20 protein-coding genes and 1 tRNA gene are annotated in these 20,648 nt (G+C 69.0%); 18 read left to right on the top strand and 3 right to left on the bottom strand.

Going from position 1 to position 20,648, the window contains the following annotated elements:
• Positions 1–54: 54 nt before the first annotated feature.
• The 3 genes from hflK to ASF65_RS15370 all read left to right on the top strand — a co-directional run bounded on the left by hflK (position 55) and on the right by ASF65_RS15370 (position 4,053).
• Positions 55–1,293 carry an FtsH protease activity modulator HflK gene (gene hflK, locus ASF65_RS15380; RefSeq protein WP_082505690.1) on the top strand — a complete coding sequence of 413 codons (1,239 nt, stop codon included), beginning with the start codon at positions 55–57 and terminating at the stop codon, positions 1,291–1,293.
• Positions 1,290–2,306, top strand: coding sequence for a protease modulator HflC (locus ASF65_RS15375; protein ID WP_055890892.1), 1,017 nt, complete (start codon positions 1,290–1,292; stop codon positions 2,304–2,306). Before hflK ends, ASF65_RS15375 begins: the two co-directional genes overlap by 4 nt.
• A gap of 124 nt (positions 2,307–2,430) precedes the next feature.
• A complete protein-coding gene (locus tag ASF65_RS15370) occupies positions 2,431–4,053 on the top strand; it encodes a Do family serine endopeptidase (protein WP_055890890.1) in 1,623 nt (540 codons plus the stop codon).
• A 162-nt stretch (positions 4,054–4,215) separates the two neighbouring features.
• Here ASF65_RS15370 and ASF65_RS15365 read toward each other — a convergent pair whose 3' ends face one another.
• Both ASF65_RS15365 and serB read right to left on the bottom strand, forming a co-directional pair.
• Positions 4,216–4,797, bottom strand: coding sequence for a GNAT family N-acetyltransferase (locus ASF65_RS15365; RefSeq protein ID WP_055890886.1), 582 nt, complete (start codon positions 4,795–4,797; stop codon positions 4,216–4,218).
• Positions 4,797–5,678 (bottom strand): phosphoserine phosphatase SerB, encoded by an 882-nt coding sequence (serB, locus tag ASF65_RS15360; RefSeq protein WP_055890884.1) that lies wholly within the window; start codon positions 5,676–5,678, stop codon positions 4,797–4,799. The genes ASF65_RS15365 and serB overlap by 1 nt, the downstream gene beginning before the upstream one ends.
• Before the next feature lie 21 nt (positions 5,679–5,699).
• Here serB and miaA point away from each other — a divergent pair, with 21 nt between their 5' ends.
• From miaA to ASF65_RS15295, 13 genes are all read left to right on the top strand, one after another.
• A complete protein-coding gene (gene miaA, locus ASF65_RS15355; protein WP_055890881.1) occupies positions 5,700–6,608 on the top strand; it encodes a tRNA (adenosine(37)-N6)-dimethylallyltransferase MiaA in 909 nt (302 codons plus the stop codon).
• Positions 6,609–6,661: 53 nt separating this feature from the next.
• Positions 6,662–7,501 carry a DUF1206 domain-containing protein gene (locus ASF65_RS15350; protein ID WP_055890878.1) on the top strand — a complete coding sequence of 280 codons (840 nt, stop codon included), beginning with the start codon at positions 6,662–6,664 and terminating at the stop codon, positions 7,499–7,501.
• A gap of 242 nt (positions 7,502–7,743) precedes the next feature.
• Positions 7,744–9,537, top strand: coding sequence for an acetolactate synthase 3 large subunit (locus tag ASF65_RS15345; protein WP_055890875.1), 1,794 nt, complete (start codon positions 7,744–7,746; stop codon positions 9,535–9,537).
• Between the two features lie 70 nt (positions 9,538–9,607).
• The gene (ilvN, locus tag ASF65_RS15340) at positions 9,608–10,189 is read left to right on the top strand and encodes an acetolactate synthase small subunit (protein WP_055890873.1); all 582 of its coding nucleotides are present in this window, start codon (positions 9,608–9,610) and stop codon (positions 10,187–10,189) included.
• Positions 10,190–10,289: 100 nt separating this feature from the next.
• Positions 10,290–10,886: a LysE family translocator gene (locus ASF65_RS15335; RefSeq protein WP_055890870.1), complete on the top strand. Its 597-nt coding sequence runs from the start codon at positions 10,290–10,292 to the stop codon at positions 10,884–10,886.
• A gap of 40 nt (positions 10,887–10,926) precedes the next feature.
• Entirely contained in the window at positions 10,927–12,054 is a 1,128-nt protein-coding gene (locus ASF65_RS15330) for an ATP-dependent RecD-like DNA helicase (RefSeq protein WP_055890868.1), read from the top strand.
• A 92-nt stretch (positions 12,055–12,146) separates the two neighbouring features.
• Complete coding sequence (locus tag ASF65_RS15325; protein WP_055890865.1) at positions 12,147–12,887, top strand: pyridoxine 5'-phosphate synthase; 741 nt, start codon at positions 12,147–12,149, stop codon at positions 12,885–12,887.
• A gap of 190 nt (positions 12,888–13,077) precedes the next feature.
• Complete coding sequence (locus ASF65_RS15320; protein WP_055891675.1) at positions 13,078–13,716, top strand: TetR/AcrR family transcriptional regulator C-terminal domain-containing protein; 639 nt, start codon at positions 13,078–13,080, stop codon at positions 13,714–13,716.
• 30 nt (positions 13,717–13,746) lie between these two features.
• Positions 13,747–14,766: a ketol-acid reductoisomerase gene (gene ilvC / locus ASF65_RS15315; protein WP_055890863.1), complete on the top strand. Its 1,020-nt coding sequence runs from the start codon at positions 13,747–13,749 to the stop codon at positions 14,764–14,766.
• Between the two features lie 141 nt (positions 14,767–14,907).
• Positions 14,908–15,297 (top strand): PilZ domain-containing protein, encoded by a 390-nt coding sequence (locus ASF65_RS15310; protein WP_162239501.1) that lies wholly within the window; start codon positions 14,908–14,910, stop codon positions 15,295–15,297.
• 97 nt (positions 15,298–15,394) lie between these two features.
• A tRNA-Lys gene (locus tag ASF65_RS15305) sits at positions 15,395–15,470 on the top strand.
• Positions 15,471–15,973: 503 nt separating this feature from the next.
• The gene (locus tag ASF65_RS15300) at positions 15,974–17,923 is read left to right on the top strand and encodes a methyl-accepting chemotaxis protein (protein ID WP_055890857.1); all 1,950 of its coding nucleotides are present in this window, start codon (positions 15,974–15,976) and stop codon (positions 17,921–17,923) included.
• A 99-nt stretch (positions 17,924–18,022) separates the two neighbouring features.
• Positions 18,023–18,211 carry a hypothetical protein gene (locus ASF65_RS15295; protein WP_055890855.1) on the top strand — a complete coding sequence of 63 codons (189 nt, stop codon included), beginning with the start codon at positions 18,023–18,025 and terminating at the stop codon, positions 18,209–18,211.
• Between the two features lie 573 nt (positions 18,212–18,784).
• On the opposite strand, the gene ASF65_RS21015 is transcribed toward ASF65_RS15295, so the two are convergent.
• The gene (locus ASF65_RS21015; protein WP_082505686.1) at positions 18,785–18,928 is read right to left on the bottom strand and encodes a DUF1127 domain-containing protein; all 144 of its coding nucleotides are present in this window, start codon (positions 18,926–18,928) and stop codon (positions 18,785–18,787) included.
• A gap of 274 nt (positions 18,929–19,202) precedes the next feature.
• On the opposite strand from ASF65_RS21015, the gene ASF65_RS15290 reads away from it, so the two are divergent.
• Positions 19,203–19,967, top strand: coding sequence for an SDR family oxidoreductase (locus ASF65_RS15290; RefSeq protein WP_055890851.1), 765 nt, complete (start codon positions 19,203–19,205; stop codon positions 19,965–19,967).
• Between the two features lie 102 nt (positions 19,968–20,069).
• Positions 20,070–20,648 carry a transglycosylase SLT domain-containing protein gene (locus ASF65_RS15285; protein ID WP_055890848.1) on the top strand — a complete coding sequence of 193 codons (579 nt, stop codon included), beginning with the start codon at positions 20,070–20,072 and terminating at the stop codon, positions 20,646–20,648.

Below are 20,648 nucleotides of genomic sequence, written 5' to 3'. Positions count from 1 at the left end.
GCGATGTGCCGGATTTCCGGGGCGCGCGCGAAAAGTTCGGACGGAAGGACATCCATGCCCTGGAGCAATCAGACGGGGAACGGCGGCTGGAAAGGCGGCGGCGGCGGCGGCCCTTGGGGGCAGGGACCGCAAGGACCGCGCCCCGGCGGCAACAACAACTCGCCTGATCTCGAGGACATCCTGCGTCGGGGCCAGGACCGCCTGCGCCGCGCGATGCCGGGCGGCGGCGGCGGTCGCGGCCAGGGCGCCGGCGGCAGTGCGGCGATCGCCGGCCTCGCGGTCGCGGGTCTTGCGGTGGTCTGGCTCCTGAACGCGGTCTACACGGTGCAGCCGGACGAGCGCGGCGTCGAGCTCTTGTTCGGCAAGCCGAACGAGCAGCTGTCCGAGCCCGGCCTTCACTTCGTCCTCTGGCCGTTCGAGACGGTCGAGACGGTCAAGACGTCCGAAAGCCAGATGGTGATCGGCTCCAACCAGGGCGGCGAGGGCTCCGGCCTGATGCTGTCGGGCGACCAGAATATCGTCGACGTGCAGTTCACCGTGAACTACCAGGTCGCGAGCCCCACGAGCTTCCTGTTCAACGTCCAGGACCCGCCGGCGCTGCTGCGCCAGGTGGCCGAGAGCGCCATGCGCGAGGTCGTCGGCCGTCGTCCGGTCGAGGACATCTTCCGCGACGACCGCGCGGGCATCGCCGAGCAGGTCCGCGCGATCACGCAGGACACCCTCAACACCTATGGCGCCGGCCTTCAGGTCAACGCCATCACCATCCAGGACGCCGCGCCCCCGTCCGACGTCGCCGACGCCTTCGAGGAGGTGCAGCGCGCTGAGCAGAACGAGGCGCAGTTCGTCGACGAGGCGCGCCGCTACCAGAACGAGCAGCTCGGCCGGGCGCAGGGCGAGGCGGTGCAGATCCGCGAGGACGCCGCCGCCTACAAGAACCGTGTGGTGCAGGAGGCTGAGGGCGAATCGCAGCGCTTCACCGCCATCCTCGGCGAATACGAGAAGGCACCGGAGATCACCCGCCAGCGTCTCTACTTCGAGACGATGGAAGGCGTGCTCGGGGCTTCGTCCAAGGTCATCATGGACCCGCAGGCGGGCGGCGGACAGGGCGTCGTGCCCTACCTGCCGCTGAACGAGCTGCCGCGCCCCGGCGCGCAGGGACCCAACGGCGTCGGCGGCACGCGCACCATCCAGCCGAGCAACACCAACACGCCCGATTCCAGCGTGCCGGTGCCGGCCCAGAACGGCAACGTGCAGGGCACCAACCTGTCCAGCATCCAGGGGACCGGCCGATGAGCAACCGCGTCTACGCTTCGCTCGCGGTCGTCCTCGCCGCGCTGTTCGTCCTCTACAACTCGGTCTTCATCGTGCGCGAGGGCAACCAGGCCGTCGTCACGCGCTTCGGCCAGATCCAGCGTGTCGTCACCGAGCCCGGCCTCTACTTCAAGCTGCCGCTGAACTTCGCGGGCGCCGACAACATCCAGGTCCTGCCGAACCGGCTCCTGCGCCTCGACCTCGACAACATGCGCGTCCAGGTCTCGGGCGGCGCCTTCTACATCGTCGACGCCTTCCTCGTGTACCGCATCAACGACGCGGCCCGCTTCCGCCAAGCCGTGTCGGGCTCGGTGGATCAGGCCGAGCAGCGTCTGCGCAACCGCTTCGACGCGGCCGTGCGCCGGGTCTACGGTCTGCGCAACTTCGAATCGGCGCTGTCCGAGGAGCGGGCGCAGATGATGGTCGAGGTTCGCGACCAGATCCGCCCCGATGCCACGCAGCTCGGTATCGATCTCGTGGACGTGCGCATCCGCCGCACCGACCTCACCGACGACGTCTCGCAGCAGACCTTCGCGCGCATGCGCGCCGAGCGTCTGGCCGAAGCCGAGCGGGTTCGCGCCCGCGGCCGCGTGTCGGCGCGCGAGATCCGTGCCGCGACCGACCGCTCGGTCTCGGAGACGGTCGCGGGCGCCCGGCGCGATGCCGAGGTGCTGCAGGGCGAAGGCGAGGCGGAGCGTTCGTCGATCTTCGCCAACGCCTACCAGCGCGATCCGGAGTTCTTCGAGTTCTACCGCGCCATGCAGGCGTATCGCACGGCGCTGGAGAACGGCGGCACGACGATGCTGCTGCGCCCGGACTCGCAGTTCTTCCGCTACTTCGACAATGCCGGAGGACCGGGCGGGACGACGGGCAGGGCGCCAACCGCGAGCGTTTCGCCGCAGGCGCCGAGCGTGCTTCCGGCGGCTCCGCCGGCACCGCCCGCCACGCCGGCGCCGTCGGCCCCAGCCGGAGTGCCTGCCGCACCGGCCAACTGACCGGTCCGACCGTCAAAGCCCGCCGCGTCGACACGCGGCGGGCTTCTTGATTCCAACGCTTTTATCGGCTTGCCTCTTTGGGGCGGCCCGCCGCCGCCATGCCCCCGGCCGAGGAAGAATTCGGATGCCCCGCACGCACGCACGCCTCGCCTCTTCGCTCGCCGGAGCGGCGCTTGCGCTTCTAGCCCTCGGCGCGGGTCCCGGCGCGGCGCAAGGGGTGATCGCCCCGCCGTCCGAGGGGCAGCCGATCGCGCCGCAGCCGCCGACCGCCGCGACGATCGATCCGGCCGCGCCCGGCGTGCCGGCCCAGGCGGGATCGGCCCAGCCGCGCATGATCGGCCCGGCGTCGGTCGCCGATCTCGCCGATCGCCTCCTTGGCGCCGTCGTCAACATCTCGACCTCGCAGAAGGTCGAGGGCGGGCCGCCGCGCGACGCGACGCCGCCGCTGACGGCGCCCGACGGCTCGCCGCTGCAGGACTTCTTCAACGACCTTCTGAACGGCAAGGAAGGCGACGGCGAGAACCGCGTCCAGTCGCTCGGCTCGGGTTTCGTGCTCGACCCGTCCGGCATCGTGGTGACCAACAACCACGTCATCGCCGATGCCGACGAGATCACCGTCAACTTCGCGGACGGCCGCCAGCTCGACGCCACGGTGGTCGGCGTCGATCCGAAGACCGATCTTGCCGTCCTCAAGGTCGAATCGCCGACGCCGCTCGCGGCCGTGAAGTTCGGCGACAGCGACGCCGTGCGCATCGGCGACTGGGTGATGGCGATCGGCAATCCGTTCGGCCTCGGCGGCTCGGTCACGGTCGGCATCGTGTCGGCGCGCGGGCGCAACATCCAGGCCGGCCCCTACGACAACTTCATCCAGACCGATGCCGCCATCAACCGCGGCAATTCCGGCGGCCCGCTGTTCGACATGTACGGCAACGTCATCGGCATCAACACGGCGATCATCTCGCCGACCGGCGGCTCGATCGGCATCGGCTTCGCGATCCCCGCGCTGCTCGCCCAGAACGTCGTCGACCAGCTGCGCGAATACGGCGAGACGCGGCGCGGCTGGCTCGGCATCCGCCTGCAGGAAGTGACGGACGAGATCGCCGAAGGCCTCGGCCTGCCCAACGCGCGCGGCGCCCTCGTCATGGGCATCATTCCCGAAGGCCCCGCCGACAACGGCCAGATCGAGATCGGCGACGTCGTCACCCGCTTCGACGGGCGCGAGATCGCCACCTCGCGCGATCTGCCGCGCATCGTCGCCGAGACCGAGATCGGCAAGACCGTGACCCTCGATATCCTGCGCAAGGAGAGCCTCGACGCGCCGGCGAAGCCCGTCAGCGTCCAGGTGACGCTCGGCCGGCTGGAAGACGCCGACGAGACGGATGCTGGCGAGGACGACACGCCCACTGACGCTGATGCCGCGGCGCCCGAAGCGCCCGCCGCACCCGCGCCGAACGCGACGCTCGGGCTCCAGCTGTCCGATGTCAGCGACGAGCTGAAGAAGCGCTTCGACCTGCCCGACGACTTCACCGGCGTTCTGGTGACCGAGGTCGCGCCGAACTCGGCAGCCGGCGAGAAGGGGATCGAGCCCGGCACGGTGATCAAGGAGGTCGGCCAGGAGGCGGTGAAGAATGCCGCCGACGCGCGCGAGAAGCTCACCAAGCTGAAGGCCGACGGCCGCCGCAACGCGCTGCTGCTCCTGGCAGACCGCGCCGGCGACCTGCGCTTCGCCGTCGTGCCGATCGACTAAAGCCTTTTCCGGCGGGGTCGGATGGCCGGCCCGAGAGTGATGTCGCCGCCTGGCAGGGCGGGAGGAAAAAGCGCTGTCGTCGCATCGTGGACGACGAACGATGCCGGCGCGGAGCGAAAGCGCCCGCCGCGCGGCGGGCGTCCGGAGGACGATGACGCCCGTTCAACCCGGCTGGGAAATGCTCTGGCGGCTGGCCCGCCGCCACGCGTCGGCCGTGAGACCGTAGAGGCTGTGGCGGACGAGATGGGGATGCGTGTCGGCCGCGACCTTGGGATGGTCGAAGGTGCCGCGGAGCGTCATGCCGAGGCGCAGCATCACCGTCTCGGACGGTCGATTCTCGACGACGCATTGGGCGACGATCTCGGGCAGGTTCAGGACGTCGAACCCGTAGGCGAGGCAGGCCCGGGCCCCTTCGCTGGCATAGCCTCGTCCCTCGGCATCCGGCAGGAGGCGCCAGCCGATCTGGACGGTCGGGGCGAAGGCGTAAGAGTCTTCGGTGACGGGCGAGAGCCCGATCGTGCCGATGACCGCGCCGTCGGACAGGCGTTCCGCGGCGAGGAAGCTCATCTGCTCCCGGTCGAGGCCAGCGTTCCAGCGGTCCATCGTGGCATCCGCCTCTTCCCGGCTCAGCCGTTTGTCGAAGAAGCGCATGACGACGGGATCGGCGTTGAGACGGTGGAAGACCGGCCGGTCGGCCTCGCGCCAGCGGCGCAAGGTGAGCCGCTCGGTCCGGAGCCCGTCCATCAGTCGACGAACTCGCTGGCGCGGTAGCCCTGGATGAAGAGAAGCGCCGTCAGGTCGCCGTGGTCGATCCGGAGCGGCGCGCGCGCGGCCACCGCCGGCTTGGCGTGGATCGCGACACCGGTGCCGGCGGCCAGGATCATCGGCAGGTCGTTCGCCCCGTCGCCGACGGCGATCGCGTCCTGCGGTGTCGTGCCGAGACGGGCCGCGATGTCCTGCAGCGCGGCGAGCTTGGCTTCGGCCCCGAGGATCGGCTCGGCCACGGTGCCGCTCAACCTGTCGCCGGAGACGTCGAGGACGTTGGCACGGTTCTCGGCAAAGCCGAGGCGCTCGGCGATGACCGAGGTGAACGCGGTGAATCCGCCGGAGACGAGCGCCGTGTGGGCGCCGTTGCGGTTCATGGTCCGCACCAGCGTCGCGCCGCCCTGGCTCAGTGTGATGTGGTGGGCGATGACGTCGGCGATGGTCGAGACGGGCAGGTCCTTCAGGAGGGCCACGCGCTCGCGCAGCGCCGGCTCGAAGGCGATCTCCCCGTTCATCGCGCGCGCCGTGATGGCGGCGACCTGGTCCTTGATCCCGATCGCGGCGGCCAGTTCGTCGATGCATTCCTGGTCGATCATGGTGGAATCCATGTCGGCCAGGAGAATCCGCTTGCGGCGTCCCGCCTGCTCCTGCACCACGCAGTCGACGCCCTCGTCGAGCGCGAGGCGCCGAAGCCGCTCGCGCGTGGTGGGGCTCAGCGGTTCGGCGGTGACGAGGTCGCAGGCGACGTCGGCTTCCAGCCAATGGATGTCGGCCTCGCCGATCTCGCCGGCGGCGGTTTCCGCCAGGATGCGCGACACGCGCGGGTCCCGCCGCGCCGACAGGAGGGTGACGACAAACATGGAAGCGGCGACCTGACACGGATGGAGAAACCGGAGGCGATCCTGATAGCGGGGCCGACTGCGAGCGGCAAGTCGGGGCTGGCGCTGCGGCTGGCGCGTGACGTCGGCGGCGTCGTCGTCAACGCCGATTCGATGCAGGTCTACGATGGGCTCCGTATTCTCAGCGCCCGGCCGAGCGAAGCCGAGATGGGGGGCGTCGAGCATCGCCTCTACGGCCATGTCGATCCTGCCGCGCCCTATTCCGCCGGGCACTGGCTGCGCGAGATGAAGCCGCTCCTCGACGAACTGAGGACCCGCGGGCTCGTGCCCGTGATCTGCGGCGGCACCGGGCTCTATTTCAAGGCGCTGCTCGGCGGCTTCGACGATCTGCCGCCCGTGCCGGACGCGATCCGGGACCACTGGCGCACGCGCGGGGCCGGCGAGCCCCCCGAAACGCTGCACCGCGAACTCGCCGCGCGAGACCCGGAGGCCGCGCGCGCGATCCGCCCGAGCGACCCCTCGCGCATCGTGCGCGCGCTGGAACTCATCGAGGCGACGGGCCAGCCGCTCGCTGCGCTCCGTCGCAATGCGGGGCTACCCCTTCTGGCCGCGGACGGCGTGGTGAAGCTCGTCGTCGCCCCCGATCGCGCGGTGCTGCGCGCCCGTATCGCCGATCGCTTCGACGCGATGCTGGCCGAGGGCGCGCTGGCTGAAGCGTTGGCGTTCCGGGAGCGGGGGCCGGATGCGATGCAGGGCCTCGCCGCACAGGCGATCGGCCTTCGCGAACTCCTCGATCATGCCGAAGGGCGCCTGCCTGCCGCCGACGCGCGCGAGCGCGCGGTCACCCGGACCCGGCAATATGCCAAGCGGCAGGAGACCTGGTTCCGCAACCAGTTCGGCCCGGACTGGCATCGACTGGACGATCCCGGACGCTACAACCTGGGAGCCTGACGACGGAACCGACCGGTCACGGAGCCGTTTCGAGGCCCACAAGGAGTGCCGCCATGTCGACCAGCCTTCCCGTGCGCGACCATCGCGACGCCATCGAGAAGGGCGCGCGGCTCGGCTATCTCGCGCGGGCGGCCGTCTTCATCGTGATCGGCACCTTCGCGTTCCGCACGGCCTTCGCCACCGGCGGCGGCACCCTGAGCGAGGAGGACGCGATCAGCCGGATCGTCGCCTCGCCGCTCGGCGGGGTCCTCCTGGTGCTCCTCGCCGTCGCGCTGCCCTGCTTCTCGCTCTGGCGCTTCGTGCAGGCGATCTTCGACGCCGACGGATACGGAACGGGCGCCAAGGGCATCGCGACCCGCATCGGCCGTTTCGTCTCCGGCCTCACCTATCTCTTCCTGTCGTTCTATGCCGCCTCCCTCCTGTTCGGCCTGTCGACGGGCGGGGGCGAGGGCGGCGGCCTTCTCAACCAGTGGGCGCCGCTGTTCGGACCCTGGTTCACCGTCCCCGCCGGGATCGTGATGCTCGGCGTTGCCGGCAGCCAGGCGAAGAAGGCCTGGAGCGGCTCGTTCCTCCGGTTCCTCAGCCTGCCGCCGGCCCATGCCCGCTGGATGACGGCCGTCTGCCGGTTCGGCATCGCGGCGCGCGCGCTGGTCTTTGCAGCGCTCGCCTTCTTGTTCTTCACCGGCGCCTCGCGCTGGTCGCCCGACCACATGCCCGGCCTGGAGGACGCGCTGGTCGCCATCGGCTCCTGGCCCTACGGCTGGCTGCTCCTGTCCGGCACCGGGCTCGGTCTCGTCGCCTTCGGCGCCTATGCGCTCATCCTCTCGCGCTACGGCCACATCCGCTCGCCGGACCTCGATCCGACCGACGCCCTGAAGCGCATGGGCGCGTGAGGCGAAAAAGAGTTCCGCGGCGCTTGACGCTCGTGTGAACGCTCCGTAAGGTCCCGCCCCATGCAGACGATCACGCTCATTCTCGTAAGCAGGCGCACACGCGAGGCGGTCTAACGACCGTCCGGCTCCTGCCACGTGTGCGCATCCCAAGGCCCCTCGAAGGGCCTTTTTTATTGCCTGAATTTTCCGAAGAACGCGCCGCAGCCTAGAAAAGCCGGCACCCAACACGAGCAGGCCGAGCCATGAACCAGATGACGATCGAGACCACCGTCCGCCAGATGACCGGAGCCCAGATGGTGGTTCAGGCGATGAAGGATCACGGCGTCGAGCATCTCTTCGGCTATCCCGGCGGCGCGGTCCTTCCGATCTACGACGCGCTGTTCCAGCAGTCCGACGTCAAGCACATCCTGGTCCGCCACGAGCAGGGCGCCGGCCATGCGGCCGAGGGCTATGCCCGCTCCACCGGCAAGCCCGGCGTGATGCTGGTGACCTCGGGCCCCGGCGCGACCAACGCGGTGACGCCGCTGCAGGACGCGCTGATGGATTCCATCCCGCTCGTCTGCATCACCGGCCAGGTCCCGACGACGCTGATCGGCTCCGACGCGTTCCAGGAATGCGACACGGTCGGCATCACGCGCCCCTGCACCAAGCACAACTGGCTGGTGAAGAGCGTCGAGGACCTCGCCGAGATCCTGCACGAGGCCTTCCATGTCGCGACCTCGGGCCGTCCGGGCCCGGTCGTCGTCGACATTCCGAAGGACGTCCAGTTCGCGACCGGCACCTACACGCCGCCCTCGCTCTCGCGCGCCACGCAGCGCTACCAGCCGAAGCTCGACGCCGATCTCGGCCGCATCCGCGCGGCCGTCGAGCTGATGAAGAGCGCCAAACGTCCGATCCTCTACACCGGCGGCGGCGTCATCAATTCGGGGCCCGAGGCGTCGAAGCTCCTGCGCGAGCTCGTCGCGATGACGGATTTCCCCATCACCTCGACCCTGATGGGCCTCGGCGCCTATCCGGCGAGCGGCGAGAACTGGCTCGGCATGCTCGGCATGCACGGCACCTACGAAGCCAACCTCGCCATGCACGGCTGCGACGTCATGGTCTGCATCGGCGCGCGCTTCGACGACCGGATCACCGGCCGCCTCGACGCCTTCTCGCCGGGATCGAAGAAGATCCACATCGACATCGACCCTTCGCAGATCAACAAGACCGTGCGCGTCGATTTGGCCGTTATCGGCGACGTCGCCCACGTGCTGGAGGCGATGATCGGCGTCTGGCGAGAGACCGGCGACACGCTCGATCGCGAGGCGCTGTCCGACTGGAAGGGCAAGATCGCCGGCTGGAAGGCGCGCAACTGCCTGAGCTACCGCCAGGAGGGCGACCTCATCCTGCCGCAGCACGCGGTCAAGCGCCTCTACGAGCTGACCAAGGACCGCAAGACCTTCATCACCACGGAGGTCGGCCAGCACCAGATGTGGGCCGCGCAGTTCTACGGCTTCGAGGAGCCCAACCGCTGGATGACCTCCGGGGGCCTCGGCACCATGGGCTACGGCCTGCCGGCGGCCGTCGGCGTCCAGATCGCGCACCCGGATGCGCTCGTCATCGACATCGCGGGCGACGCCTCGATCCAGATGATGACGCAGGAGCTCTCGACCGCCGTCCAGCACGGCGCGCCCGTCAAGGTGTTCATCCTGAACAACCAGTACATGGGCATGGTGCGCCAATGGCAGCAGCTCTTGCACGGCAACCGCCTGTCGAACTCCTATTCCGAGGCGATGCCGGATTTCGTCAAGCTCGCCGAGGCCTATGGCGGCACGGGCATCCGCATCGAGAGCGCGGGCGATCTCGACGCCGGCATCCGGGCGATGATCGACACCGACGGGCCGGTGATCGTCGACTGCTGCGTCGCCAACCTCACCAACTGCTTCCCGATGATCCCGTCCGGCAAGGCGCACAACGAGATCCTGCTCCCCGACGAAGCGAGCGACGACGCGGTCGCCAACGCGATCGACGCCAAGGGCAAGGCGCTGGTGTAAGCCATGCGGCGGGGCATCAGCCCCGCCGATCTCCTCACGACCGCCGCGCCGACCTCTCCGGGAAAGACCCATGAACCTTCCGCTTCAGCCGCCCGCCTCCGCCTACTTCATCACCGACGACAAGCCGCCGGTCGTCTCTCGCACCCTGTCGATCGTGGTGGACAACGAGCCGGGCGTGCTCGCGCGGGTGATCGGCCTGTTCTCGGGCCGCGGCTACAACATCGAAAGCCTCACGGTCTCCGAGACGGACCACAACAAGCACCTGTCGCGCATCACCGTGGTGACGCGCGGCGCGCCGGGCGTCATCGAGCAGGTGAAGAGCCAGCTCGACCGCATCGTGCCGGTGCACCGGGTCGTCGACCTCACCAAGACCGCGACGGGGCAGGGCGAGGACGGGCCGATCGAGCGCGAGCTCGCGCTGGTCAAGGTGGCGGGCGCGGGCGACGACCGCGTCGAGGCGCTGCGCCTGGCCGACGTGTTCCGCGCCAAGGTGGTGGACAGCACCACCGACCACTTCGTGTTCGAGATCACCGGCAAGACCTCGAAGATCGAGAAGTTCATCCAGATCATGGCGCCACTCGGCCTCGTCGAGGTCTGCCGCACCGGCGTCGCCGCCATGAGCCGCGGCAAGGACCCGATCATCGAGGCCTGACCGCCGGGCGCTGCGCCGCCGGCCGTATCGCCCTCGTCGTCACGCTCGGCCGCCCGCCGGGCGCGATCCCTTGCGCCGTTCTCGAACCGGATGCCCGACGATGTCGCCCGATGTCCTTCTCGCGCTCACCACCTTTGCTGTGGTCTCCTCGCTGACGCCGGGGCCCAACAACCTGATGCTGATGACGTCGGGCGTGAACTTCGGCTTCCGCCGCACGATCCCGCACATGCTCGGGATCGAGCTCGGCTTCGGCCTCCTGCTTCTGGCGGTGGGCGCGGGGCTCGGCGCGCTCCTCCATTCCGCGCCCGGCCTGCAGCTCTCCATGAAGATCGCGAGCGCGGCCTATCTCCTGTGGCTGTCCTGGAAGATCGCCTTCTCCAAGGCCTCGATGGGCTCAGGCGCCCGCGTGGAGAAGCCGGTCACCTTCGTCCAGGCCGCCCTGTTCCAGGTCGTCAATCCGAAGGGCTGGGCGATGGCGCTGGTCGCCATGGGCGCCTATGTCAGCGCCGACGCGCCGGTTCTCTCCATGCTGGTCGTCGTGGCGGCGTTCCTCCTCGTCGGCATCCCGACCGCGGTGATCTGGACGGGGTTCGGCATGGGCCTTCGCAACTTCCTCGCCGATCCCCGGCGCCTGCGCATCTTCAATCTCGTCATGGGCCTCGCGCTCGTCGCGACGCTCTGGCCGCTCCTCCGCTGACGGCTTGCCGCGGGGGCCGATTTCTGCGACGCCGAGCCCCATGAAGTTCTCACCCCAACAGGACGAGGCCCTGACGCGCGTCGCCGACTGGCTGAAGCGCGGCGACCAGCCGATCTTCCGCCTCTTCGGCTATGCCGGCACCGGCAAGACGACGCTCGCGCGCCACTTCGCCGAAGGGATCGAGGGCGGCGTCCAGTTCGCCGCTTTCACCGGCAAGGCCGCGCAGGTGCTGCGCTCCAAGGGGGCGAAATCCGCGAAGACGCTGCATTCGCTGATCTATCGCCCGCGAGGCGAGGAGGCGACCGACGACGAGACAACGGGCACGGCGCGCGTCTCGCCCACCTTCTCGCTCAATCGCCAGAGCCCCGTCGCCAAGGCCAAGCTCGTCGTCGTCGACGAGTGCTCGATGGTGGACGAGGCGCTGGGGCGCGATCTCCTGTCGTTCGGCACGCCGATCCTGGTGCTCGGCGATCCCGGCCAGTTGCCGCCGGTCTCGGGCGGCGGCTTCTTCACCGAGGCCGAGCCCGACTTCCTCCTCACCGAGATCCACCGGCAGGCGCGCGACAACCCGATCCTCGCCTTGGCGCTCGAGGCACGCGAGGGACGCCCGCTCTCGTTCGGCGACCATGGCGCCGCCAAGGTCATCTCGAAGCGCGAGGTGGACCGCGACGAGGTGCTGGCCGCCGATCAGGTGCTCGTCGGCACCAATCGCACGCGCCGCCTCTACAACAACCGGCTGCGCGAGCTGAAGGGCTTCACCGGCCCGCTGCCGCAGTCGGGCGACAAGCTGGTGTGCCTGCGCAACGACCCGGCCAAGGGGCTGCTGAACGGCTCGCTCTGGCAGGTGATGACGGCCTCGCCCGAAAAGACCAAGCCCGGTACCAATCTCATCGTGAAGCCGGACGACGACGACATCGACCGGGGCGCGGCCAAGATCAAGCTCCTTCGGGAAGCCTTCGAGAACCCGAGCGCCGAAGTGCCCTGGGCCACCAAGAAGCGCTACGACGACTTCGACTACGGATACGCGCTGACCGTCCACAAGGCGCAAGGGTCGCAGTGGGATCATGTCATGCTGTTCGACGAGAGCTGGGCCTTCAAGGATTCGCGCGAGCGCTGGCTTTACACCGCCATCACCCGCGCGGCCGAGCGCCTGACCATCGTGAAGTGAGACGTGCGGCGCCCGCAACCTTGGTCCGGGCGCATCGTTCGACGGCAGACGCTTCCCGTTCGCCCGGAGAAGCTTGAGGAGGAGACGACCCGATGCCCTGCGAACTGTCGGTCAATCTCAATGCCGTCGCGATGCTGCGCAACCGGCGCGACCTGCCGTGGCCGAGCGTCGAGCGCTTCGGGCGCATCGCGCTGGAGGCGGGCGCGCACGGGCTGACCGTCCATCCGCGCCCCGATCAGCGGCATATCCGCTTTTCCGATCTGCCGGTCCTGCGCCGCCTGATCGACGAGGAGTTTCCGGGAGCCGAGTTCAACATCGAGGGGTTCCCAAGCGAGGACTTCCTGCAGCTCGTGCTGGCCAACCGGCCCGAGCAGGTCACGCTCGTGCCCGACGATCCGTCCCAACCGACCTCCGACCACGGCTGGGACTTCGCCGCCCATGCCGCGCTCCTCAAGGGCGTCGTCGAGCGGTTGAAGGGGGAAGGGATGCGGGTCTCGCTCTTCGCCGATGCCGACCCCTCGATCATGAACGCCGCCGCCGACACCGGGTGCGACCGCGTCGAGCTCTACACGGGCCCCTACGGCGGCACCCATTCCGACCCGGTCGCGGCCGAAGCCTGGCTTGACCGGATGGGGCGCGCGGGCAACGCAGCCAGCGCGCTCGGCCTCGGCCTCAATGCCGGCCACGACCTCACCGTCGCCAATCTGCCCCCGCTGGTGCGGCGCCTGCCGCAACTTGCCGAGGTCTCGATCGGCCACGGCCTGACCGCCGATGCGCTGGAGTTCGGCATGGCCGGCTCGGTGCGCCGCTTCATCGACGCCTGCGCCGGCTGACCCTTCTGATCCGGCGGTCCCGCCCGCTCGGCCTCGATGAAACTTTTCCAACGGATCGCCTCCACCCTTGCGAAGCGACGGGATCGCGGCTAAACGGCGTACCGTAACGTACGGTACGCATGCGGACGGGTTCCGCGGTTGGGCAGGGCGGCTTCCATTGGGCGGGACGGTCGAGATCGACGGGCGGGCGATGACGAGGCGTCAGGGCGAAGTCCTCGACGCGGCGCTGGCGCTGCTCGTGTCGGACGACGAGAGCCTGACGATGACCGCCGTCGCGCGGCGCGCCAGCTGCTCCAAGGAAACGCTCTACAAGTGGTTCGGCGGGCGCGACGGGCTGCTCACCGCGACCGTCCAGTGGCAGGCGGCCAAGGTGCGCGCCGTGCCCCTCGACCCGCAGACGCTCGACCGCGCGCGGCTGGAGTCCAGCCTCCTCGGTTTTGCCACCGACTGGCTCACCGTTCTTTCGGGCGAGACCTCGATCGCGCTCAATCGGCTGGCGGTCGGCCATGCGGGTTCCGACCGGCGGGATCTGGGCGCGATCGTCCTCGAGAACGGGCCGGCCGCAATGCGCCAGCGCCTCGGAGGGGTGCTGGAGGCGGGGCGGCGCGCCGGACTTCTGGCCTTCGCCGACACCGGCGAGGCCTTCTCGACCTTCTTCGGGCTGACCGTGCGCGACACGCAGATCCGACTTCTCCTCGGCGATCGGCCGACGCTCGATGCCGCCGGGATCGAGCGGGCCGCGCGCACGGCCACGCAGCAATTCTTCGTCCTCTTCGGGACGAGCGAACAGGCGGGCGTCTCGTCCCGTCAAACCCCATCCGGCGCCTGACGCCGGGAAAACCAGGAAGGAAACGCCCCGATGCGCGTCTACTACGATCGCGATGCCGATCTGAACCTCGTCAAGTCCAAGAACGTCGCGATCGTCGGCTACGGCAGCCAGGGCCGCGCCCATGCGCTGAACCTCAAGGATTCGGGCGCCGGCAACGTTGTGATCGCGCTGAAGGCCGGCTCGCCGACGATCAAGAAGGCCGAAGCCGACGGCTTCAAGGTGATGACCGTCGCCGAGGCCGCCAAGTGGGCCGACCTCCTGATGATGGCGACGCCGGACGAGCTCCAGGCCGACATCTACAAGGCCGACATCGAGGGCAACATCCGCGACGGCGCGGCGATCGCCTTCGCCCACGGCCTCAACGTCCACTTCGGCCTGATCGAGCCGAAGAAGTCGGTCGACGTCGTCATGATCGCGCCCAAGGGCCCTGGCCACACCGTGCGTGGCGAATACCAGAAGGGCGGCGGCGTGCCTTGCCTCGTGGCCGTCCACCAGGACGCCTCCGGCAACGCGCTCGACCTTGCGCTCTCCTACGCCTGCGGCGTCGGCGGCGGCCGGTCGGGCATCATCGAGACGAACTTCAAGGAAGAGTGCGAGACCGATCTCTTCGGCGAGCAGGTCGTTCTCTGCGGCGGTCTCGTCGAGCTGATCCGCGCCGGCTTCGAGACCCTCGTCGAGGGCGGCTACGCCCCGGAGATGGCCTATTTCGAGTGCCTCCACGAGGTGAAGCTGATCGTCGACCTCATCTACGAGGGCGGCATCGCCAACATGAACTACTCGATCTCGAACACGGCCGAGTGGGGCGAGTACGTCACCGGCCCGCGCATCATCACCGACGAGACCAAGGCGGAGATGAAGCGCGTCCTCAAGGACATCCAGACCGGCAAGTTCACCTCGGACTGGATGCAGGAGTATCGCTCGGGCGCCTCGCGCTTCAAGGGCATCCGCCGCGTCAACGACAGCCACCAGATCGAGGAAGTCGGCGCCAAGCTTCGCGGCATGATGCCGTGGATCGCCAAGAACCAGCTGGTCGACAAGGCCCGCAACTAAGCCGTCCCGCCTGCGGGATCGGGGCGCTTCGCCCCGGTCCCGAACGGCCGGTGGCGGCGTCCCGGCGCAGGATTCAGTCGATGCTAACCTTTCGGAGCGATGGTTCGCCGATGCGAACGCCGAGAGGATCTCATGGTCGCCATGTCCCAAGCCGCCCTGAATGACGCCGAGCGCCGCGTCGCGCCGCGCACCCGCATCCTGAAAAGCGGCAAGATCCTCTTCAATAACCGCTATTCGACCTTCGACTGCACGGTTCGCAACATCTCGGCCACCGGCGCCCTTCTGACGATCGACCCCGCCGTCCCGCTGCCCAAGGTCTTCGAGATCCGCATCGGCGACGAGGAGGCCGTCCGCCCCGCCAAGCTCGTCTATCGCCGGGACTCTCTCGCCGGCATCCACTTCATGGATGTGGCGGACAGCGAGGTCGAGGAGACCGCCGCGACCGGTCAGCCGTCGAGCGAGGAACTGCGCATTCACCCCCGTCCCCTGCCTTCGGCTCTGGTCGCGAACCTTCCCTGGCTGCAGCCCTGAACCTTTCGCACGAAACCCCGAAGTTTCCTCTGGACATGATGGGGCGCTTCCCTTAGAAGCCCCCTCAGACGCGAGGGGCCAGCGCCCACCGCGTTCCGGGTGATTAGCTCAGTTGGTAGAGCAGCTGACTCTTAATCAGCGGGTCGTAGGTTCGATCCCTACATCACCCACCATTTCCCCCATTCCGAATGCTGATGGCGCCTTTGAGCGTTTTCGGAATGGGCCGTGACGCTCCTGACGGGACGGCTTCCCAGGCGTCCAACCGTCGCCGCCTGATCTCGAAGCTTCACCTTCAGCACCGATCCGCGCGAATGGAACGGCCGATCGGCGGGTCTGCGCGTGCGAAGGGCCCGATTCCGACTGGTATCTCACGCGCTCGGCGGTTTCGATGCCTCGACATGCGATGGAGGCTGCCGGGCCCCCGCCGCATGCCCCGGTCCCGCGCCGACAAGCCTTCGCCTCTCGGCCGAGCATTCGCCCGACACCGCGTCCGTCGGGCAGGAGGCGCAGGCCGTCCACATGATGTCACCTTGCTCCTGCATCCCAGACGACACAGGGCGGACCTTTTATTTCAGTTATGTCTTGAAATCCTCAGGGTTGTGGTCCGGCGTTAGGGGCGTCTCAAGAAACCTGTAGAATTTTAAGCGGGCTATCACCTCTTCGTTAGGTCTGCCCCATGCTGAACAATCTGCGGATCTCCACCAAGATCGCGATGATCGCGGTTTTCATCTCTCTCCTCGGCATCGCCGCGTCGTTCTACGCGTCCTCGGTCATCCGATCGGCCGACCGCGATTATTCGGAGATGATCGAGCGCCTCGACAAGTCGGCGATCTACCTCGCCCGCCTGAACCGGACCGCCAACGCGGTCGGCTATGCCGCCTACCGTGTCATCGCCTACGACGGCGCTTCGGCTGATGCGCAATCCGCCGCGGCGATGGCCAAGGACCAGTTCGATGCGATGCGGTCCTACTTCGGCGAGGTCACGTCGCGGCTGACCGACGAGGCGGACGCGCTGAAGGCCCTCGGGACGAAAATGGACCTCATCGTCGAGCGGACCAATGCCGCGATCGCAACCGGCTTGCGCAACGACGACGATGCGGCGCGGACCATCATGACGGCGGTCGATCCGGCGATCGTCGATCTCAGCAAGCAGACGTCCACGCTCAACGACCGGCTCATCAAACGGGTCGCCGCCACGAGCGCATCGCTGACGGACCAGGCGGCGACCGCGGCCTGGTCGCTGCAAGGCGGTTCGATCGCAAGCGCCGTCCTCGGTCTCGTGCTGGCCCTCTGGATCTCCGGCCGCGCCATTACCGCGCCGCTTGCTCACCTTCAGAGCAAGATGGTGGAACTCGCCGGCGGACGTCTCGATGTCGAGGTGACGGGGCAGGACCGCGGCGACGAGATCGGCGGCATGGCGCGTACGGTTCAGGTCTTCAGGGACTCGGCGGTGCAGAACAAGCGTCTTGAGGCCGAGGCCGAGATCGCTCGGACCGCCGAACTCGCCCGGCTGGAGCGCGAGGCAGCGGCCGAGCGGATCAAGGCGCAGGAACTGGCCGCCTTCGTCGCCAGCATCGAGGGCGGCTTCGCGCGTCTTGCGGCGGGCGATCTGACGGCGCGCATGGACGAGGCGGTGGCGGCCGAATACATGGCGACGCGCGACCAGTTCAATGGCGCGATGGGCAAGCTGGAGCACACGATCGGCGCCGTCGTCGGCTCGATCGGTTCGATCCGCACGGGTCTGACCGAGATCAACGTCGCCTCGAACGACCTCGCCCAGCGCACCGAGCAGCAGGCGGCGAGCCTCGAGGAGACGGTCGCGGCGCTCGGCGAGGTGACGCGCGCCGTCAACGAGACGGCCGAGAACGCCAACCAGGCGCAGACCAGCGCCCGGAGCGCCCAGCGCAACGCGCAGAAGGGCGGCGAGATCGTCGGCCGCGCGATCGACGCGATGCAGATGATCGAGCAGTCCTCGCAGAAGATCGGCAACATCATCTCGGTGATCGACGAGATCGCCTTCCAGACCAACCTTCTCGCGCTGAACGCGGGCGTGGAAGCCGCACGCGCCGGCGAGGCCGGCCGTGGCTTCGCGGTCGTCGCCCAAGAGGTGCGCGGCCTTGCCCAGCGCTCGGCCGAAGCGGCGAAGGAGATCAAGGACCTGATCCAGGCGTCGGGCGAGCAGGTGGCGTCGGGCGTCGAGCTTGTCTCGGCCTCCGGCAAGAGCCTGACGGAGATCATCTCCGAGGTCGGCGAGGTGAGCCGCGTCGTGTCGGAGATCGCGCGCCGGGCGCAGGAACAGGCCGTGTCGCTCCGCGAGGTGTCGACGGCAGCCGACCAGATGGACAAGGTGACCCAGCAGAACGCGGCGATGGTCGAGCAGGCGACGGCGGCCGCGCAGACGCTGGCGAACGAGACCGACGAACTCGCCCGCCTCATCGCCGACTTCAAGACGGCCGCCACCGCCAACCACGCGCGCCAGAGCGAGCGCGCGGCCCAGCGCACGGCGAAGGTCGCCCGGCGCTCCGCGTCGGCCACCCCCGCCGCCCGCCCCGTCGTTCAGATGAAGCCGGTCGCCCAGGGTAACGCGGCCTTGACCGCCCTGGAGGACAATTGGGAAGAGTTTTGAGCGGCGCCCGCACGGGACGCGGACCGGCAACGCGGCCGATCCGGGGTGTCGGCAGGCGCCGGTGCGCGAAGACCGAAGGCATGGGGCAGGGGGAGTGAAATGGTGAAGGATCGTCGCTTCAGGAGCGTCACCCTGGCCCGGGTCGAGCGGGTCGAGCCGCACGAGGACGGAACGATCGCCGTGTTCGGCCTGACGGGCTCCGGCGACGCGGTCGCGCTGACCGTTCAGCCGGCGGCGATCCGCGATCTCCTCATCGGCCTCCAGTCGGCCGCCCTGCCGGTGGACTGAGGCGAAAGGCCGAAGCCGCGGCCGGCTTTTCCCGCGGATCGAGTTGCCAAGGCGCTGAAGGATCGCCCTGGACGCCACCGTCGGCGCCCAGGGCGCTGCCCGTTCGCGGAACCCCATCCCATCGTCGACCGTGTCGGGACGTCCCACGCAAGCCTGGTGCGCCGGGTCGAGCCCGCCCCGGCAAGGCCGGAACGACAAGCGGGATGGGCTCGCCTGCAGCAGCCTGTCGCCGGTGAATGACCCCCGCAGCCCCGCAACGGCCAAGATGCCCGAGCCCGCATCGCAGCGAAGGACCGATGCGTCAGGGCGTTCGAGGCGACGGCTGGAACCTCGAGGCCGTCGCGGCAGGCGCCTTGTCGGCCCGAGTGTCGTTCGCGGCTGGCTGCGGGTTCCGGTCCCGCAGACGAGGCGCCGAGCACGTCCGCGCGCCGGCATGCGGCTCCCAAACGCAGAACGCCCTGCCGGGGGAGGACCGGCAGGGCGTCATGGGTAAAGCCAGCGTGGGAGGAACGCGGGCTTCGATCCGCTTCGGCCGTTGGGAGGAGAGTGGCCGACGCGAAACCTTGGATCTCGTTAGCGGCTGGCCTGACGGGCCAGCGCCGGGATGTCGGAGCGCGAGATGCCGAGATCGGCGAGCTCGCGGTTGGACAGCCTATTCAACTCGTTGGCGGTTTCGCGAGCCTTGCGGAAGGAGCGGAGGGCATTGGCGAAGCGCATGGGATGGTCCCTTTCTTTGCGGCCTCTCGTCGATGGTGGCCGCGTCTCTCGTTTCTTTCGACACCCGGAACATAGTCGCGTGCCTCGCCGGAAAGGAGCGCAAAGTCCGCAGAACAGCCATGCAGGCGCTCGCTATCTCGCCCGTGCAAGGCAGCCTTGCACCCGGTGCGGGGTTTGGCCGCGGATGCAACCGACGCCGGTCCTGCGGGCTTCTCCGCTGCATCGAGTGCGGCGGCGACGGGCCGCCCCGGCCAACGAAAAGCAACGCATCGACATGGCACGTTTCACGGACAAGGTCGTCATCATCACGGGCGCCGCATCGGGCATCGGGGAGGGCGCCGCCCGGCGCTTCGCCTCGGAAGGGGCGACGCTTGTCCTCAATGACCGCGACGCCGAGGGATTGTCGAAGGTCGCAGCGAGCCTTTCGGACGCGCGTGTCGAGACGCTGGCCGGCGACGTGTCCCGGATGGCGGACTGCGGGGCGCTGGTGGCGCACGCGACCAAGGCTTTCGGGCGCATCGACGTCCTCGTCAACAATGCGGGCGTCGATCATCTCGGCAAGCTCGACGAGGGCGACTTCTCCGCCTTCACCACGGTGATCGAGAGCGATCTCTACGGGGTCGTCCAGATGAGCCGCGCGGCGATCGCCGCCTTGCGCGCCTCGCGCGGGGCGATCGTCAACGTCTCGTCGGTCTCGGGCCTCGGCGGCGACTGGAACCACAGCTTCTACTGCGCGGCCAAGGGCGCGGTGACGAACTTCACCCGCGCGCTCAGCCTCGACGAGGCGAAGCACGGCGTGCGCGTCAACGCCGTCAATCCGTCGCTGACCTATACCGGCCTTACCGCCGGCATGCAGGACCAGCCCGATCTCATCGCTGAGTTCGAGGCCCGGATCCCGATGGGGCGGGGCGCGCAGCCGGACGACATTTCCGGGGCCATCGCCTTCCTCGCCAGCGAAGACGCCCGCTACATCACGGGCGTCAACCTGCCGGTGGATGGCGGGCTGTCGGCCTCGAACGGCCAGCCGCCGCTGCGCTGACGCCCGCATCGTTCCCATTGTGAATGGCAGGGTAAGGGCTGGTCAGGGATAACGCTCCATTAAGTCGGGCCTCCTAGCGTCCCCCGCGAAAGGGGGACGCCCATGCGTTTCATAGCGATCCCGAGCCTTCTGGCCGTCCTGGCGCTCGCCGGCTGCGCCTCGGCGCCCAAGAGCACCGGCAATGCCTGCGCCATCTTCAGCCAGCGCGACGGGCTCCTGTCGGACTGGCGCGCCGACGCCCGCCGCGCGTCCGCCGAGTTCGGCGTGCCGGTTCACGTTCTGATGGCGACGATCCAGGCGGAATCCAACTTCGAGGCGCGCGCCCGACCGCCGCGCCGCTGGATCCTCGGCTTCATTCCCGGCAAGCGCATCTCGACCGCCTACGGCTATGCGCAGGTGCTCGACGGCACCTGGGACGACTACCAGCGCCGCACGGGCCGCCACGCCGACAGCCGCAACGACTTTAGCGACGCCGTGCGTTTCATCGGCTGGTACCATGCCGACAGCGCGCGCCGGCTCGGCATCGACAAGGGCGACGCCTACCGCCTCTACCTCGCCTATCATTCGGGCCACGCGGGCTACGAGCGGGGCGTCTGGCGCAGCCGACCGGAGGCGCTGCGCGGCGCCAAGCGGGCGCAGGACATGGCCCGCCGCTACGCCGCCCAGCTCGCGCGCTGCTGA

This window comes from Aureimonas sp. Leaf324, assembly GCF_001423245.1.
Taxonomy (GTDB): domain Bacteria; phylum Pseudomonadota; class Alphaproteobacteria; order Rhizobiales; family Rhizobiaceae; genus Aureimonas.
The sequence above is the reverse complement of the archived record's forward strand: the minus strand, read 5'-3'. Positions and strand labels throughout refer to the sequence as shown.